Annotated in this window: 15 protein-coding genes and 1 pseudogene; 6 read left to right on the forward strand and 10 right to left on the reverse strand. The window is 62.5% G+C overall.

Going from position 1 to position 17,822, the window contains the following annotated elements; genetic code table 11:
• Positions 1 to 870 carry an ectoine/hydroxyectoine ABC transporter substrate-binding protein EhuB gene (gene ehuB / locus NKG95_RS07395; RefSeq protein ID WP_352813447.1) on the reverse strand — a complete coding sequence of 290 codons (870 nt, stop codon included), beginning with the start codon at positions 868 to 870 and terminating at the stop codon, positions 1 to 3.
• A gap of 240 nt (positions 871 to 1,110) precedes the next feature.
• On the opposite strand from ehuB, the gene NKG95_RS07400 reads away from it, so the two are divergent.
• The 6 genes from NKG95_RS07400 to NKG95_RS07425 all read left to right on the forward strand — a co-directional run bounded on the left by NKG95_RS07400 (position 1,111) and on the right by NKG95_RS07425 (position 8,533).
• Positions 1,111 to 2,301, forward strand: coding sequence for a M24 family metallopeptidase (locus NKG95_RS07400; protein WP_023717020.1), 1,191 nt, complete (start codon positions 1,111 to 1,113; stop codon positions 2,299 to 2,301).
• A 74-nt stretch (positions 2,302 to 2,375) separates the two neighbouring features.
• Complete coding sequence (locus NKG95_RS07405) at positions 2,376 to 3,524, forward strand: M24 family metallopeptidase (RefSeq protein WP_353040323.1); 1,149 nt, start codon at positions 2,376 to 2,378, stop codon at positions 3,522 to 3,524.
• Between the two features lie 10 nt (positions 3,525 to 3,534).
• Positions 3,535 to 4,791: a sarcosine oxidase subunit beta family protein gene (locus NKG95_RS07410; RefSeq protein WP_353040324.1), complete on the forward strand. Its 1,257-nt coding sequence runs from the start codon at positions 3,535 to 3,537 to the stop codon at positions 4,789 to 4,791.
• 13 nt (positions 4,792 to 4,804) lie between these two features.
• Positions 4,805 to 5,086: a sarcosine oxidase subunit delta gene (locus tag NKG95_RS07415; protein ID WP_023717017.1), complete on the forward strand. Its 282-nt coding sequence runs from the start codon at positions 4,805 to 4,807 to the stop codon at positions 5,084 to 5,086.
• Positions 5,083 to 8,037 (forward strand): sarcosine oxidase subunit alpha family protein, encoded by a 2,955-nt coding sequence (locus tag NKG95_RS07420; protein WP_353040325.1) that lies wholly within the window; start codon positions 5,083 to 5,085, stop codon positions 8,035 to 8,037. Before NKG95_RS07415 ends, NKG95_RS07420 begins: the two co-directional genes overlap by 4 nt.
• Entirely contained in the window at positions 8,030 to 8,533 is a 504-nt protein-coding gene (locus NKG95_RS07425; RefSeq protein ID WP_023717015.1) for a sarcosine oxidase subunit gamma family protein, read from the forward strand. Before NKG95_RS07420 ends, NKG95_RS07425 begins: the two co-directional genes overlap by 8 nt.
• 66 nt (positions 8,534 to 8,599) lie before the next feature.
• Here NKG95_RS07425 and NKG95_RS07430 read toward each other — a convergent pair whose 3' ends face one another.
• The 9 genes and pseudogenes from NKG95_RS07430 to NKG95_RS07470 all read right to left on the reverse strand — a co-directional run bounded on the left by NKG95_RS07430 (position 8,600) and on the right by NKG95_RS07470 (position 17,796).
• Entirely contained in the window at positions 8,600 to 9,019 is a 420-nt protein-coding gene (locus NKG95_RS07430) for a cupin domain-containing protein (RefSeq protein ID WP_353040326.1), read from the reverse strand.
• A gap of 273 nt (positions 9,020 to 9,292) precedes the next feature.
• A complete protein-coding gene (locus tag NKG95_RS07435) occupies positions 9,293 to 10,168 on the reverse strand; it encodes an aldose 1-epimerase (RefSeq protein WP_353040327.1) in 876 nt (291 codons plus the stop codon).
• 5 nt (positions 10,169 to 10,173) lie between these two features.
• Positions 10,174 to 10,962, reverse strand: a complete 789-nt coding sequence (locus NKG95_RS07440) for a FadR/GntR family transcriptional regulator (protein ID WP_352788295.1) — start codon at positions 10,960 to 10,962, stop codon at positions 10,174 to 10,176.
• A gap of 2 nt (positions 10,963 to 10,964) precedes the next feature.
• A complete protein-coding gene (locus NKG95_RS07445; protein WP_352592539.1) occupies positions 10,965 to 11,909 on the reverse strand; it encodes an ABC transporter permease in 945 nt (314 codons plus the stop codon).
• A gap of 53 nt (positions 11,910 to 11,962) precedes the next feature.
• Positions 11,963 to 13,483: a sugar ABC transporter ATP-binding protein gene (locus NKG95_RS07450; protein ID WP_353040328.1), complete on the reverse strand. Its 1,521-nt coding sequence runs from the start codon at positions 13,481 to 13,483 to the stop codon at positions 11,963 to 11,965.
• 104 nt (positions 13,484 to 13,587) lie between these two features.
• Positions 13,588 to 14,571, reverse strand: a complete 984-nt coding sequence (locus tag NKG95_RS07455) for a substrate-binding domain-containing protein (protein WP_353019352.1) — start codon at positions 14,569 to 14,571, stop codon at positions 13,588 to 13,590.
• A 32-nt stretch (positions 14,572 to 14,603) separates the two neighbouring features.
• Positions 14,604 to 15,380 carry an SDR family oxidoreductase gene (locus tag NKG95_RS07460; protein WP_023717008.1) on the reverse strand — a complete coding sequence of 259 codons (777 nt, stop codon included), beginning with the start codon at positions 15,378 to 15,380 and terminating at the stop codon, positions 14,604 to 14,606.
• A gap of 5 nt (positions 15,381 to 15,385) precedes the next feature.
• A complete protein-coding gene (dgoD, locus tag NKG95_RS07465; protein ID WP_352494356.1) occupies positions 15,386 to 16,558 on the reverse strand; it encodes a galactonate dehydratase in 1,173 nt (390 codons plus the stop codon).
• A gap of 181 nt (positions 16,559 to 16,739) precedes the next feature.
• A pseudogene (locus tag NKG95_RS07470) lies at positions 16,740 to 17,796 on the reverse strand (alpha/beta fold hydrolase).
• Positions 17,797 to 17,822 lie beyond the last annotated feature (26 nt).

Genomic DNA, 17,822 nt, shown 5'->3' on the forward strand with positions numbered 1-17,822 from the left:
CTATTTGCCAACGCAGAGCTCTGCGGTGGTCTTGTTGGGGAGATAGTCCTTGCCGAAGCCGAGTGGCTCGACCAGCGCGATATGCTCCGGCGAACCGAGGAACTTCTTCAGCTCGGCGTTGAACGCCTCCTGCAGGTCGGTGTCTTCCTTGCGGAAGCCGAAGCCGCCATGACCTTTCACCGACTTGCCGGCGACCTCGCCGAAGGGCTTGGTCGATTCGACGCCGTCGGCCTTCTTCGCCATGTCCGCGATCGAAAGAGCGGTCAGTGCGGCAGCGTCGGCGCGGCCCGACTGGACGGCGGCGACCAGGCTGGACTGGTCGGGCAAGGAGACGATCTGCCCACCGGCAACGCCCGCTTCCTTGGCGAAGCCGCCTTCGACGGCGCCGGCCATCACGGCAAGCTTGAGATCCGGATTGTCCTTGATGCTGGAAAAATCCTTGATGCCTTTCGGATTGCCTTTTGCCACCAGCATAGCCTCGCCGATGCCGTAGGACGGCTCGGAGTAGTTGATCTCAGCGCAGCGCTTCGGAGTGATGAACATGCCGGCGGCGATGATGTCGAAGCGGCCGGCCTTGAGACCCGGAATGAGCGAGCCGAATTCGGTCAAAACACCGTCGACCTGCGGTATGCCCATCTTGGCGAGCACCGCCTTGGCGACTTCCGGCGCTTCGCCGGTCAGCTTGCCGTCTGGCGTGGCGTAACCGAACGGCGCCTCGTTGGCGAAACCGACGCGGATGTAGCCGTCCTTCTTGGCCCGTTCGAGGGTGGTTTCCGCGTGAGCGGACAGCGACGTCAATGACGTCGCGGCGAGCGCGATGCAGGCAGCCGCTTTCACGACCATGCGGCGCGATATCGATGATTTGAGCATGCTTTTCTCCCATTGAACAACTGTGGATGGTTCCCAGGGCGCGGCCTTCTTCGAGGTCGACGCCTGCTTGATCAGACGTATACAACTGCCCTAGACATTTCGCAAGCAGAGATATAGAAACCGTGTAGATTCGGCGCTAATTCGTAGTTGTCCAACAAACTTGACGTCGAGTTGTGCACAATTTCGCCTGGTTTGCCCATTTACAAGAGGGCAACAGCATACCCAGAAGGCAGGACTTCGGTGGCGACCGCGAACGAGTTCGGGACATTCACGCAAGCGGAGTATGGGCAGCGCCTGGCCGGCGTGAAGACACGCATGCAAAAAGCCGGCTTCGATCTCGTCGTCTGTCAGGATCCAGCCAACATGTGCTGGCTGACCGGCTATGACGGATGGTCGTTCTACGTTCCGCAGTGCGTGCTCGTCCATCTGGAGGAGGACCGGCCGATCTGGTTCGGCAGGGCGCAGGATGCCAAGAGCGCACGCCTAACCACCGGCCTGCCCGAGACAAACATCGTGCCGTTCTCGGAACGGCTGGTGCAGCAGCCGGTCGAACACCCATATGACGAACTCGCGCAACTGATCCGGTCGCGCGGCTGGGGAAAGGCCCGCATCGGCGTCGAGATGGACGCGCATTATTACACTGCGCGCTGCCACGCCCACCTTGTCGAGGGGCTCCCCGACGCGCACTTCGCCAACAACCACGATCTCGTCAATTGGGCGCGGCTGGTGAAATCCGAAGCCGAGCTGGTGCTGATCCGCGAGGCGGGTGCGATCTGCACGCATGCAATGAACCGCGCCATCGAGAAAATGCGACCCGGTGTGCCTCAGAACCATGTCATTGCGGAAATCTATCACGCACAGATCATGGGCGTGCCCGGAGCGGGCGGCGACTATGCCGCGATCTGTCCGCTGATGCCCGTTGGCGAAGGCACCAGCACGCCGCATCTGACGTGGTCCGACGCGCCGCTGCCGGACAGCGGCCTCGCCATTCTGGAGATCGCCGGCGTGCGCCGCCGCTATCATGCAGCCCTGACCCGGACGGTACATTTCGGCAAGCCGCGGCAAGCCATCCTCGACATGGCCAAGGCGATCGTCGAGGGCGTCGACGCTGGCCTCGAGAAGGCGCGCCCCGGCAACACCGCCGAAGAGGTGGAAGCCGTCTGGCAGGCAGTCCTGCGGAGGAACGGACTGAAGAAGGAAAGCCGCGTCGGCTATCCGGTCGGGCTCGCATACCCGCCCGATTGGGGTGAACGCACCGCAAGCCTTCGTCCCGGCGACACCACCGAGATGCAGCCTGGGATGTGCTTCCATTTCATGGCCGGCGTTTGGCTCGACGATTTCGGCATCGCCATCTCGGAATCGTTCGTCGTCACGGAACGCGGCGGCGAACGCCTCTGCGATGTGGCGCGCGAACTCATCGTTATCGATTGACATGGCGGCCGGGAAGCCGGCTGCCGAAAAGACCATGCCTGCCACCAAGCCGGCAACAAGCACGAGGACGCCCGATGGACCGTAATCCCTTTTCCGAAGCCGAAATCGCCGGCCGCCTGGCCAAGGTCCGTACTACACTGGCCGAGCGTGAGCTCGACGCGGCGGTCTTCGCCTCGCCGGAGAACGTCTTCTATCTCATCGGGCTCGATCACTGGGGGTATTTTGCCCCTCACCTGCTGATCGTCCCGCTCCAGGGAAAACCTGTCCTGGTCACCCGCTCGATGGAAAAGGTAACGATCGAGAAGCAGGTGAAGGCAGCGGAATTCCGTGGCCACTCCGACAGCGAAACCGCGGCCGACCTTGCGGCGCGGGTGCTTGCGGAGCTCGGCCTGTCCAGCAAGCGGATCGGCCTCGAATACTGGACGGCCGGCCTTAGCCATGGACTTGCCGTAGCACTCCAGATGCAAGCGGATGCCAAGTGGAGCGACGTCTCCGGTCTGATCGACAAGATGCGGCGGGTGAAGAGCGCCGAGGAACAGGTGCTGATGCGGCGCGCCGCAAAGGTGACGGACGCCGCCGCCGGTGCCGCGATCGCCGCGATCTCGGATGGCGCTTCCGAACAGGAGGTCGCCGCCCAATGTGTTGCGGCAATGATCCGCGCCGGCGGTCATGCGCCGGGCTTCGGACCGTTCATCCGCCCGGCCGCGCGCCTCGGTGAAGAGCACACGACCTGGGGCGACGGTATCTACCGCAAGGGCGAGCCGGTCTTCGTCGAACTGTCCGGCTGCATCTCACGCTACCACGCGCCGCTCGGCCGGCTCGTTCGCATCGGCCACATCAGCGACGAAGACGCCACAATGGCGACGGTGACCGCCAAGGCGTTCAACGCTGTCGTCGAGGCGCTGCGGCCGGGCGCCAAGGCGCGCGATGTCTACGCCGCCTGGCAGGCCGTCGCCGACGAGGCCGGTCTTTCCCACTATCGCCGCCATCACTGCGGTTACCTAGTTGGCGCTGGCCAGCCGCCATCATGGACCGGCGGCAATTCGGTGACCGGCTTGAGGCACGATTCCGACCTTGAGATCGAGACCGGGATGAGCTTCCACATCCTGTCGTGGCTGATGGGAACCAGTCGCGGCGATGACTTCGTCTCCAACACGGTGCTTTTGACCGACGCGGGTGCTGAAGTGCTCACCCGCACGCCGGCCGGCCCGATCGTTCGATAGGCCCGCACGTATGGCGCGCTACTCGGCACTCTCGATTTTCCGCAACGCGCTGTCTGGCCAGAAGAATTGGCAGCGCGCCTGGCGGGCGGCGGAGCCAAAACCGTCCTATGACGTGATCGTCATCGGCGGCGGTGGACACGGCCTCGCCACCGCCTTCTACCTTGCCGATAACCACGGTATCCGCAACGTCGCGGTGCTCGAAAAGGGCTATGTCGGCGGCGGCAATGTCGGCCGCAACACCACCGTCATCCGCTCCAACTACCTGCTCGACGGCAACACCCAGTTCTACGAATTCTCGATGAAGCTCTGGGAGACCATGTCGCGGGTGCTGAATTTCAACGTCATGTTCTCCCAGCGCGGCCAGCTCGTCACAGCGCATTCGGCCGATCAGCTCGACGGTTTCAGCCACCGCGCCAACGTCATGCGGCTGAACGGCATCGATGCCGATATCCTCAACCGCGAAGAGGTGCGCCGGCTGGTGCCCTATCTCGATTTTTCCGACACTGCCCGCTTCCCGATCCATGGCGCCATCTTCCAGGGCCGGGCGGGCACGGCACGCCACGACGCCGTCGCCTGGGGCTATGCGCGCGCCGCCGATAGCCATGGCGTCGACATCATCCAGAACTGCGAGGTGACAGGCTTCCTCCGCGACGGCGACAGTATCGTCGGCGTCGAAACGACGAAAGGCCGGATCGGCGCCGGCAAGGTCGGCCTCGCTGTTGCCGGGCATACATCCGTGCTCGGTGCCAAGGCCGGCCTTGAACTGCCGATCGAAAGCCACGTCCTGCAAGCCTTTGTCACCGAACCGCTGAAGCCGCTGGTAGATCACGTCGTCGCCTATGGCGCCGACCACTTCTATGTCAGCCAGTCCGACAAGGGCGGGTTGGTCTTCGGCGGCAATCTCGACGGCTACAATTCCTACGCCCAGCGCGGCAATCTCGGCGTCGTGCGCGAGGTGGCGGAGGCGGCGATTGCATTGATGCCGTGCATTTCGCGCGTCCGCCTGCTGCGCCACTGGGGCGGCGTCATGGACATGACCCCCGATGCCAGCCCGATCATCTGCCCGACGCCGATCGACGGCCTCTATCTCAACGGCGGCTGGTGCTATGGCGGCTTCAAGGCAACGCCAGCTTCCGGCTGGTGCTTCGCCCACACGATCGCCACCGGCAAGCCGCATCCCTTGATCGCGGCCTACGGGCTCGATCGTTTCCGCACCGGCCACACGCTCGATGAGGCCGGCGTCGGCCCTTCCGCTTGGCTGCAATAGGAGGCGGAACAAAATGCTGCGCATCGAATGCCCCTGCTGCGGCCCGCGCGACCATGACGAGTTCCGCTACGGCGGCGATGCCTCGGTCACGCGTCCGGCCCATGACGATCCCGATCCGGAGGCCTGGTACCGTTACGTCTATATCAGGACAAACCCGGCCGGCCCGCACCGTGAATACTGGCAGCACGTGACCGGTTGCCGGCAATGGCTGGTGGTCGAACGCGACACCCGCAACCATGCCGTCGCATCAGTCGACTTCGCCAGGAAATCAACTCTCAGGAAATCACCGGCATGAGTTCGAACCGCAAACGCCTGCCGGTGGGTGGCCGTATCAGTCGCGAGGTGCCGCTCGATTTCACCTTCGACGGCCGCAAGCTGATTGGATATCGCGGCGACACCCTTGCCTCCGCGCTGCTCGCCAACGGCGTCACTCTCGTCGGGCGCAGCTTCAAATATCATCGCCCGCGCGGCATCTTTTCCGCCGGGCCGGAGGAACCGAATGCGCTGGTTACGCTCGGGATCGCAGGCAGGCGCGAGCCGAACCTGCCGGCGACGACACTGGAACTCGCCAACAGCATGGACGTGGAAAGCCAGAATCGCTGGCCATCGCTGGCCTTCGACGTACAAAGCGTCAACGGGCTGTTGGCGCCGTTTCTGTCCGCCGGCTTCTACTACAAGACCTTCATGGGCCCGACGCGCCGCGCCTGGATGTTCTACGAGCACTTTATCCGCAAGGCGGCCGGTCTGGGCAGAGCCGGCACCGGCCCGGATCCCGACCGCTACGAGGTTCGTCATGCTTTCGCCGATGTCGCAATTGTCGGCGGCGGCCCGGCGGGATTGTCAGCAGCGCGGGCAGCCGCCGCGGCCGGGGCGCGGGTCGCGCTGATCGAGCAGGATTTCCTGCTTGGCGGCCAGCTTCTGGCGGAACCGTCCGACAGCGCAGCGGCCGCATGGTTGAGGCAGGCCGAGGCCGAGTTGAAGGGCTTCGAAACCGTCGTGCTGATGAAGCGGACAACCGCTTTCGGCAGCTATGACGGCAATGTCATCGGGCTGGTCGAACAGCGCGATCCAACCGGTCCGAAGCCGAACGGCGAGGCGCGGCAAACGGTCACCATGCTGCGCGCCCGCTCGATCGTTTTCGCCACTGGCGCCATCGAGCGACCGATGGTGTTCTCGAACAATGACCGGCCCGGCGTCCTGCTTGCCTCAGCCGCCCGGACCTATCTCAACCGTTTCGCTGTCCTGCCGGGCAAGAAAATCATTGTCGCCACCACCAATGACGGTGCCTGGCGCACCGCCTTCGACTATGCCGCAGCCGGCGCGGAGGTGACGGTTGCGGATACGCGCGCAGTCCCGCCCGCAGCACTTGCCGCGGAAGCCGCACGGCTCGGCGTAATGATACGGGCCGGGACGCGGATCGTCGACCTGCACGGCGGCCATGCCGTCAGGCACGTAACGCTCAACGGGCCGGAGGGCCAGTCCTCGGCCGCCTGCGACCTCGTCTGCGTGTCCGGCGGCTGGTCGCCAACCGTGCATCTCACCTCGCACCTCGGTGTCAAACCTGTCTATCGCGACGATATCGGCGGCTTCGTGCCGGGCGCGTTTCCGGCCGGCCGGCTAGGTGCCGGCGCGATGATTGGGGCCTATGCAACTGCCGATGCCATCGAGGACGGTCATCGCGCCGGCATCGACGCGGCAGCCTCCGGCGGCAAGTCGGCGCCGGTTCCCGCTCCGGCCAAACTCGATCTCGGCGACACCGCCACGACGCTACTTCGCGAAGCGCCTTCCGTCGGACATGGAAAAGCCTTCGTCGATTTTCAGATGGATGTGACGACGAGGGATATCGAACTCGCCCATCGCGAGGGCTATGAATCGGTCGAGCATCTGAAGCGCTACACCACGCTCGGCATGGGTACCGATCAAGGCAAGACCAGCAATTTTCCGGCGCTTGCCGCGATGGCGGCGCTGCGCAACGCAACGATTCCCGAGACCGGCGTCACGACCTTCCGCCCGCCCTATACGCCGGTTGCCATCGGGGCGCTTGCCGGGCGCGCCATCGGCCATCATTTCAAGCCGATCCGCCGCACGCCAATGCACGACTGGCACATGGCCAACGGCGCCGAGATGCTCGAGGTGGGGCTCTGGATGCGGCCCTATTTCTACCGGCAGTCCGGACATGACGTGAATGAAGCCTATGTCGCCGAAATGCGGAATGTACGTCAGGCCGCGGGGCTGATGGACATCTCCACGCTCGGCAAGATCGACGTCCAAGGCCCGGATGCGGCAATCTTCCTCGACCGCGTCTACGCCAACGGCTTTGCCAAGCTGGCGGTCGGCCGCGCCCGCTACGGCGTCATGCTGCGCGACGACGGCATCGTCTTCGACGACGGCACCACGACGCGGCTGGCGGAAAACCGGTTCTTCATGACCACTTCGACCGCCAAGGCCGCCGATGTGCTGTCGCGTCTCGAATTCCTGCTCGACACGGCCTGGCCGGATTTGCGCGTGGCCGTCACTTCGGTCAGCGACGAATGGGCGGCGATGTCGGTTGCCGGGCCTAACAGCCGCGCGATCCTGAATGCAGCGTTTCCCGCTCTCGACGTTTCCGACGCGGCGCTTTCGCATATGGGACTACTCGAAAGCGAATGGGGGGGCCGTGCGCTCCGCATCCTACGTCTCAGTTATTCCGGCGAGCGCGCTTACGAAGTCTATATCGGCGCCACTGCCGGTGAACAGCTCTGGAGCCGTCTGCTCGAAGCCGGCAGACCATTCGACCTGAAGCCTTACGGCGTCGAGGCGCTAGGTGCGCTGCGCGTCGAAAAGAGCCATGTCGCCGGACCTGAAATCGATGGACGCACGACGCTCGACGATCTCGGCCTCGGCCGCATGGCCGGCAAGCGCAGCGGCTTCGTCGGCGACGTCCTGCGACGGCGCCCTGCCCTCCACGCGCCCAACCGGCAGCGCCTGGTCGGACTGGTATGCATCGAGGACGGAAAACGCCTGCGCGGCGGCGCCATCCTGTTCCTGCCGGATGAGAAACCCTATGGCCATGGGCGCGGTCGCATCACCTCCGTCACTTTCAGCCCCGAGCGCGGCCATTATGTCGGGCTGGCCCTGCTTGCCGGCGATGTCGCGGCAGAAGGAAGCGAGGTCGTGGCGGTCTATCCGATGAAGGCCGAAACAGTTCGCGCCCGCATTGTCTCGCCAGTATTCCTCGATCCACAGGGAGAACGGCTGCATGGCTAGCTTGACCTCTTCTCGGGATTTCAGCCTATCCGTGGCCGATTGTCCGCTTATCCAGATCGAGGGCTGGGACGGGACACTGAGACAATTCGAAAAGAGCGTCTCGGCGTCGCTCGGCACGAAACTTCCCGCTTCGGTCGGAGAGACCGTTCGCCACAAGGGGCTTCTAATCATCCGCATTGCACCTCGCCGCCTCTGGCTGGTTCTCGACGAAGGCACGCAAGCGCCCGCGCTTTCCGTCGACCCCGATCTCGGCTGTTCTGTTCCCCTCGGCGAGGGTCGTGTTCGTTTGAAAATGGCCGGCCCTGACATCGCAAGGCTTCTGTCCGGCTGCATTACCGTCGACTGGCACGCGCCGGCCGCCGCTCCGGGCCGCGCCGTGCAGACATCCTTCCATCATGTCTCCGTGCTCTTCCTGCGCACCGGCGAGGCCGCGTGCGAACTCATCGTGCCGCGAAGTTTTGCCCGCAGCCTCTCGGATTGGATTGCGGATGGCTAGCCAATGGTGGTTTCTCGGGCAAGGATCGGCTTTAGCGGCCGATCCAAGCCGGTATCACGAAACCGTTTACTCTCTTGCTGGCCAGTCTTGCAGAAGCGTAATCCCAAATTTCGGCGCGGCTGCTTTGAGCCGCTCGATATCGGCAGGCGTCGGCGGCCCGACCACCTCTCCCTTGCCGAGTTCATGGCCACCTTCGGCGAGGAACTGCTCGAACACACTTGGCGTGTCTATCAGGATGTAGCGAACGGGCTGGTTGCCGGGATTCACGAGCTGGTGCGGGATGCCGCGCTTCAAAAACATGCTCTCACCGGGCGAGAGCGTTCGGACCTCGCCGGCCACAATTGCGGTCAACTGCCCTTCGATGACGTAGACTGTCTCGTCGTCATTCGCGTGAACATGGATTGGTGTTTTCGCCTGCCCGTCGCTTCGGTTTTCGAAGAGACTCAACAAGCCTCCCGTCTGTTCGCCGGAGACCAGTCGCTTCATGACGATGCCTGCGAGCACGAATTCCCGAGCACGAATTCCTTTGGGTCAACATCTGTCATTGATCCAATCTGCCAGGTACATTCGGAGTAGGCCCGTACCGTGCCGTCAAGCAGACAAACTGCGCAGCGACATCCGGCAAACGTCGAACGGGCTCACGGGTTCCCGGTCGCCGGAGTTCCCTCTTCCCAAGCTCACTTTGGACGAAAAGCCGGCTAACCGGACATGCTGGCCGACACCGACATACGCCAACTCGAGGGCGCCGCAGAGGTCCGTCTAGTTGACGGCGAAGCTGCAACGGGCTGCCAGGCTCTCGCCAGGCCCAAGCACCGACAGTCCATTCCATTTGTCGATCGAACCACGATTGTGAGCATCGACTGCATGACTGACCGGTTCAAAACAGAAGAAGTCGCTCTCGTCCGATGGCGAATAGACCAGGTAGAAGTTCAAGGGCGATGAAGCTTCAATCCGCAGGCTGCAACTGTGCTCCGGCCACGATATGGTAGCGACGCCGTCCCAGCCGGCAAACAGATTGTTTATCCATCCGCTCGGCAATACGGCCGGGGCGCCGAAATCCCAATCGGGACGGGTTTTGACATCCACAAACCGTTCGGGGAGATGGCTGGGCAGTTCGAGACAAACCTGCGAGGCCAGCGCATGAAGCGCGGTTCGTGCCGTTCTCGTGAACCATGGATGGATGCCAAGCCCGAACGGCAATCTGATCGAGGCCCGACTGACGATGCGAAGCTTCAGCTCGAGCCCCTGTCCGGTCAGAGCGTAACTCACCTCGGCGCGATATCGATATGGGCTGGGTCCGTTGCTGATGAGCGACAGCTTTGCGTTGTCTTGCGCTACGCTGTCGATGTCCCACTCGCTCGAAAATCCATTGCCGTGAATGGGAAATGGCTCGCCTGCAACATTGGCAGGCAGTTGGTGGAATTTGGAGTCGAATGTGAATCCGCCGCCTGAGATGCGATTCGACCACGGCAAAAGCAGGTTGCAGGCCAGATCGACGGGGTTGCTGCTCCCGCCGTCCGGCCATGGCCGGAACAGCGGCACGCGCCCATAGTCCAGTCGCGCAAGACCTGCCCCAAGCGACGGGACGATTTCAGCGGACAGGTCTCCGCTTCTGATCTTGATCGTCCCGACCATCAGCTTCAGACGGTATCGGCCTTGGCAGCGGAATGGCGGCCTTTGCGAGCCACTGCAAGAAGGTCGTTCGACGCGATCCCGATGAGCGCCTTCATCTGATCGTGAGCGTCGTCGGCCCTGCGCATCCGGATTGCCTCAAGCACGTCGCCATGCGCGCTCAGCGTCTGCTGGTAGTTAGCGGTGGCTGACGTGGTCAAGCGGAAGGAGAAACTGAGGGCGGCAGCAAGCATATTGCCGAGATTGGCGAACACCGGGTTCCGGCTGGCACGAAGGATGGCCGTATGAAACCTGACGTCGGCATCGAGACACGCAGCAAGGTCGTCCTGCGGAGCAATGCGCATGGCCTCATAGGCGGCTTCGATGACTGCGAGATCGCCTGACGTCGCCATCTTGGCCGCAAGGTGGGCGGCCGCGGGTTCGATGATCAGCCGCGCCTCGATCAATCCGCGGACGAAATCGAGATCGGGCTCGATATCGCGCATCCATTCCAGAACCTGTGCATCCAGCCTGTTCCATTCGCTCGACACGCGCACACGCGTCCCGGCCCGCTTGCGTGCCTCGATCAATCCTTTCGCCGAAAGCGTCAGAAGAGCATCGCGAAGCGCCGTGCGGCTCGCCCCGTAGATAACGCAAAGTTCAGCTTCCGTCGGCAAGACGGAGTGCTGCGCGTAGGAGCCGGCGAGGATTCGCTGTCCGAGATCGCGTGCGATGCGATCCTTGAGCGATGACGTGGCGCCATCTGCGGCAGGAATGTCCTGCTTGCCTTGGCCAGTCGAAGCGATCGCCGTGTCCATCGTCATGTCCTGTTCAAGTGGTACTCGGCAATTACCACAGCAAGTATCAGCAGCGAGCCCTTGGCAAGCAACTGATAGAAGGTTGGCACGGACGTCAGTATCATTCCGTTGTTGAGGACACCAATGATGGCGACGCCCAGTAGTGCGCCGACGATCGTGCCCTTACCGCCCTGCAAGGCGCAGCCACCCAGAACGGCCGCTGTGATGGCCTCGAGTTCCAGGCCTTGGGATCCGGATACGGGCTGCCCCGAGCCGGTACGGGCAGCCAACAGAATCCCGGCCAATCCGGCCGCCACTCCACTCATGATGTAGATGCCGACACGGTAGCGGTTGATGTTGATGCCGGAGAAGCGTGCAACAACGGGATTGCCGCCCAGGGCATAGATGTTGCGGCCAACGATCGAGCGGGCAAGGAAGAGATGGAACACGATCGCGGTCAGCAAAAGAATCCAGATCAGCAGAGGCAGGCCGAGGATTCGTCCGATCCCAATGAAGCGGAAAGTGTCGCTGAAAATCGCGATCGATTGCCCATCGGACATGATGAACGCGATGCCGCGGAAGATCGCCATCGTACCGAGAGTCGCGATGACAGCGTTGACCCGCCCATAGGTGATGATGATGCCGTTCACGAGGCCGGCAAGGCCGCCCAGGACAAGGCCGGCAAGAATGCCCGCCGCCGGCGATCCGGTCGCCTGGATGGCCATTGCCGTCGATACTGTGGTCAGACCGACGATTGCGCCGACGGCAATATCAAGCCCGCCGGCGACGATGACCACGGTCTGGCTCATCGCCAGGACGCCCAGGATGGTAATGCCCAGACCGATGTTCAGCAGGTTTCGGCTCGAGAAGAACACGTCGCCTCTCAGGGTGCCGAAAATGAGCACGAGAATGGCGAGAGCAACCAGGAGGCTTATGTTGTGAATGCCGATGCGCTCTGCGATGCGCAAGGAAGCGCGCCTGTTGTCGGTTTGTGTTGTTGCTGTCCTGAGCTCAAGGCTGTTCACTGAATTTGTCCTCCGAGCGATGCTACAGATTGCGGCATGGCGTGTTTCAGGATCGTGGCCTCGTCGATGTCGGGGCGAGAAAGTTCGGCCGTGACCCGGCCTCCAGCCATGACAAGCACCCTGTCGGCGAGCCCGATCAGTTCGGGCATTTCCGAGGAAATCAGGATTATGCCGATGCCGCTCGCGGCGAGTTCATCGATCAGGCGATAGATTTCCGCCTTGGCGCCGATGTCGATGCCGCGGGTCGGCTCGTCGAGGATGAGAAGCATCGGCTGCCGGGCAAGCCAGCGCGCGAGAACGACCTTCTGTTGATTGCCACCCGACAATTTCGAAACCTGTTCGTCGAGGTTGGGCGCCTTGATCGACATCTTTGCTGCAAGCGGTGAGACGATCTCCAGTGCCTTGCGCCGGTTGAAGAAGCCGAAGGTCGACGTCTTGTCGGGCACGCAAAGCGAGGCGTTGTCAAGAATGCTTCGGAACAGCAGCAGGGCCTCGTGCTTGCGGTCTTCGGGGGCGAAGCCGATGCCTGCCACGATCGCTGCATGCGGACTGTTGGGGCCAACGGGCACGCCGCTCATCGTTATGGTTCCGTCGAGGCGCCGATCATAGCCGACAATTGCCTTTGCCAGCTCGGATCGACCCGCACCCATCAGGCCGGCAATGCCGAGCACCTCGCCGCGGCGGACCTTGAGGTTCACATGGGTGACGTGGTCGGTGGTCAGGCCCGTCACCTCCAGCAACGGTTGCCCCGATTGCCACGTCTCGCGCGTAAACAGATCGGCGATGTCACGGCCGACCATGAGCTTGGCTATGGTCTGCTCGCTGGCACCGGCCGCGGGGGAATCATTGACCAGCCGGCCGTCCCGCAAAACGACAATGCGATCCGCAAGGTCGATGACCTCGTTCAGCCTGTGAGAGATGTAGACGATCGAAGTGCCCTCTTCGCGCAGCCGGCGAATTACTGAAAACAGACGGCGCGCTTCGTCGTCGGTCAGCGACGAGGTCGGCTCATCGAATGCGATCAGCCGGCCGCCGGCCCGTATGGCGCGCATGATTTCGATCATCTGACGCTGCGCCGGACCGAGCGTGCTGCAGAGTTGACGCGGCCGCATATCCTGCTGCATGCCGAAGGTCGCAAGCACCTTGTCGGTCTGCTCCTCGAGCCTATGCCAGTCGAGCAGGACGCCTGCCAGCCGCGGCAGTTCGCCGACGAAAATGTTCTCGGCCACGGTCAGGTTCGGAACGATCTCCGGCTCCTGATGGATGACGCGTATTCCGGCTCTGTGGCTGTCGCGCGGTTCGCTGAAAACGATCGGCGTGGAGCCATGCAGCACGGTGCCGGTGTCCGGTGCGAACACGCCCTCGAGAATTCGCATCATTGTCGATTTGCCGGCCCCATTCTCGCCAACCAGGGCGAGCACCTCTCCTGGCCGAAAGGCAATCGAGACATTGTCGAGGGCCTGCACGATGCCGAAGCGCTTCGATATCCTGTCGAGCGAGAAGAAATCCGATTGCATCAAAGCTCACTCCCGAGAAGCGATCCCGTGTCGGTGGCGTGTGCCCGCTGACGAACTGCCGATTTGAGCGTCATGCGCCTTGCGGCGCATGCCGCGTGGCCGGTTCAGTGGCAGAGCTTGGCTTTGTAGTCCGACGCAAAATTTTCGGCGGTGATGTATTCCGGGTCCGTGAAGGACTGAACGGGAAGCTTCGTTCCGTCCTTGATGGAGGCCAAGAGAATCTTCACCGCCAGCGCGCCATGATTTTCCGAATTGAGCCACATCGTACCACGGAACGCCGAGGGCTTTCCGGATCCGAAAGCGTCACAAGCGCGGCTCCCGTCGATGCCGATCCCCATGCCCTGGTCTGCGGTATAGCCGGCGTTTTCCAGGGCTCGCGCACCACCCAGCACGCCATCATCGTTGCATGAATAGAATATCCAGTTCGTGACGCTGGGATTGGCCGTCAATGTGGTGGTCATCACGTCGATGGCGTTGACCATCGTATTGTCGTAGGGGACGCGAACGATATTGCCCGGCTTGAAATCGGGCACCGCCTTCAGGAATGCTTCTTCCGCGCCCTTGTTGCGCTGCATGCAGGTATCCGCTTTGCGGTCCTCGATCGAGGCGATGCGCACCTCTTTGCCGGCCCAGCCGTCGGCCTTGTAGAGCTTGGCAAGTTCTTCGCCCACCCGCGCACCGATGTTGTAGGCATTCATGCCGACATAGGGGACCTGAGTGCCGTCCTCGTAGTAGATGTCGTCATCGACCGCCACCAAGGGAATTTTTGCGGCCTTTGCTTTCTCGGCGATGACCGGTCCCAGCGCCTTGTCGGGGACGACAATGGCGATGCCTTTTACGCCATCGCCGACCATCGTATCGAAGGTCGTGATCGTCAAATTGGCGTCGAACTGAACGTCCTGCGACACGAACGCAGCCCCTGCCGCCTCGGCCGCTTTCTTGGCGCCGCCGACTTCGGCGACAAACCATGGATGGTCTCCCATCTTGTTGATGTAGCCGATCTTGATGTCGTCTGCGCTTGCTGCGCCACTCATCAGTCCGGCAGCCAGTACCGCAAATGTCGCCAAAGCCTTTGTTGTGGTTTTCATGAAGATCCTCCCTGAGAGCTCGATGGTCGTTGCTAGTCGTGGTAGAGAACCGAGCGCCCACCATCGATGGTGATCGTCTCGGCATTTATGAACGGCGCTTCGTCCGAAGCGAGGAAAACCGCCGTCATTGCAACCTCGTCCGGCCGGCCAATGCGCTTGGGCGGATGAAGGTCGTAGGCTCGCCGCTTCTCCTCGGCGGGGTTCGGGAATGTGTTCCAGTAGGCTTCCGCGATCGGCGTCTCGATATAGCCGGGGGCGATCGCGTTCACCCGGATACCGCGCGCGGCATATTCGATGGCCAGCGAACGGGTCAGGCCCAAAAGTGCATGCTTGGCGACCGGATACGGGAATGTATGGGGAATGATCTGGAATGCGTGACAGCTCGCTATGTTGACGATAGACCCCGAGCCCTTCGCCAGCATCGTCGGCAAGACTGCCTTGGCGCAGAACCATGCGGCCTGGAGGTCTAGCTTGAGACAGCGGTCCCATTCCTCATCCGGCATCGCCAGCGGTTCGTAGAAGACGTTGGCACCGGCATTGTTGACGAGAACGTCGACGCCGCCATAGCTCGTGATCGTGCGGGCGACCATGTCCGCGACCGCGGATGCGTCCGTGACATCCGTCTCGACGAACGATACGTCGGCGCCTCCGACACGCAGTTCGTCGGCGATCGCTTTGCCGCTTGCCGCATTCAGTTCGGCAATGACGGTCTTTGCCCCATGCATCGCAAAAGCCCGGGCGGTGGCGGCACCGATGCCTTGGCCGGCGCCTGTGACGATTGCGATCTTTCCTTGCAGCCGGCCTGCCATTGCATTCACCAGTCGACCACGGTGCCGTCCGGCATGACGGCGTTGCGGGCATGCAGCACTTCCTGCTTGAAGGGGTGGCGCGCGATAACGTCCTCATTGACGGTGACGCCAAGGCCCGGCAGTTCGGGCAGATCCCAGCGGCCTGGCTTGCGCCGAATTGGCCAGGTAACGACATCGTCGTACCAGGCGACGGCACCGGACATCTCCTCCTGAATGACAACGTTTGGGGTCGATATGCCGAAATGAAGAGCAGCCACACCGGCGATCGGACCGAGCGGGTTGTGCGGCGCAAGGCCGATGCCTGCGGTTTCCGCCATGGCCGCGATCTTCTTTGTCTCGAGCAGACCGCCAGTGTGGCAAATATCCGGCTGGGCAATGTTGAAGGCGCGGGCTGCGATCGAGTGCGTGAATTCGCGACGTCCAATCAGCCGCTCGCCGGAAGCGATCGGCACGGCCGATCGCGCCGTAATGTGCGACAGTCCGGCAACATCTTCGGGCGGCACGGGTTCTTCCGCGAACATGATGCGGGCCGGCTCGATTGCCTTGAGGTAATCCATCGCCGCGTTAACGGATGCAGGGCGTCCGTGGAAATCGACCATGATGTCGATATCCGGGCCAACCGCCTCGCGAAGTGAGCCAACCATGTTGGCAACAGAATCGACTGCCTTCGCAGGAGACACGTAGTGGGTGTAGGGAATGCAGACGACCTTGACCGCATCGTAGCCTGCTTGCGTCACGATGCGTCCGCGTTCCACGATGGCATCCGCGGATCCGGTCTCATAGACCGCCTTCATGTCCCCGAGGCCGAGATGCGTATAGGTGCGCAGATAGTCGCGGACCCGACCGCCCAAAAGGCGCCAGACGGGGACGCCCAATGACTTGCCCAATATGTCCCAGAGCGCGATCTCGATGCCGCTGACGGCGGACATTCCCTCGACGCCAAGACGCCAAAAGCCGTGCCGCGTAAGTATCTGGTAGCACTGCTCCACATTGCGCGGATCTTGCCCGATGAGCAGGGCCTCAAGGTCCTGAAGCGCCCCAACGACGGCTCGGGTCTTCCATTCCAGCGTTGCCTCACCCCAGCCAAACAGCCCGGGCTCGTCGGTTTCGACCCGAACGAAGACCCAGTTGCGCATTTCCGCGTTGCAGACGCGCGCCTTGATGGCCGTGATTTTCATTGGTCCTCCCAGACCTGCCGTCTTTTTTCGAGGCAATATGTATGATTTATTACGGATAATATGGACGAGTCAAGCGCAACATCGATGTGGACCAGCGCCGCGCCTCGATGTTCAGCTCGCAACCATCATGTCCTCGCCACCCATCCAGCGCAGGCATCAGCAGCTCACTCGGCTTGCCTGATCAGTATTCGCCAACGTCGATGACGGCCTGGGCGAAGGCCTGCGGGGCTTCCTGCGGCAAGTTGTGGCCAATGCCGCCGGTGACGATCCGGTGCGTGTATCTGCCCGAGAATTTCTTGGGGTAGGAACTGCTGTCGGGATGGGGTGCGCCATTGGCATCACCCTCAAGGGTAATGGTCGGCACTGTGATCACGGGAGCTTCTGCCAGCCGGTTTTCCAGAACGTCATATTCCGGCTCGCCATGTGCCAGGCCGAGCCTCCAGCGGTAATTGTGAATGACGATGCTGATGTGATCCGGGTTGTCCAGGGCTGCGGCGCTGCGCTGGAAGATGTCATCGTCGAAATTCCACTGCGGCGAAGCGAGTTGCCAGATGAGTTTGGCGAAATCGCGCGTGTATTTCTCGTAGCCGGCGCGGCCGCGATCCGTGGCGAAGTAATACTGATACCACCATTGAAGCTCCGCCTCCGGTGGCAGCGGCACCATGCCGATCTGCTGATTTCCGATGAGATAGCCGCTCACCGAGACGATCGCCTTGCAACGCTCCGGCCAGAGCGCGGCGACGACATTGGCCGTTCGGGCGCCCCAGTCGCAGCCGGCGATCGTGGCCTTTTCGATCCCCAGCGCATCCATCAGGGCAATCGTATCCGCGGCGAGAGCCGACTGCTGGCCGTTGCGCATCGTCTCGTCCGAAAGGAAGCGCGTAGTACCGTAGCCGCGCAGGTAGGGCACAATCACGCGGTACCCCTTTGCGGCAAGCAGGCGAGCGACGTCGGTGTAGGTGTGAATGTCATAAGGCCAGCCATGAAGCAGGATCACTGGGGCACCTTCGGCGGGCCCTAGCTCCGCATATCCGACGCTCAGCTTTCCGGCATTGACCTGCCTGAGCGAGCCGAATGATTTCTGCCTGGTTTGCATCGCGGATGCCTTCGCCTTGACCGTCCAAGTGGCTTGCCGGCGCGCTCAAGCCGAGTTCGGTGGCGGCGAACGTCATTGCTGTTGCACCAACAATGCGCCGGCGGCGATGATCGACCGTCTCGGGAGCCTTATTCGCATTCATGATGAAGCCTCTATGATGACCAACAA

Source organism: Mesorhizobium sp. M1423, assembly GCF_040317575.1.
In the GTDB taxonomy this organism is placed as follows: Bacteria; Pseudomonadota; Alphaproteobacteria; order Rhizobiales; family Rhizobiaceae; genus Mesorhizobium.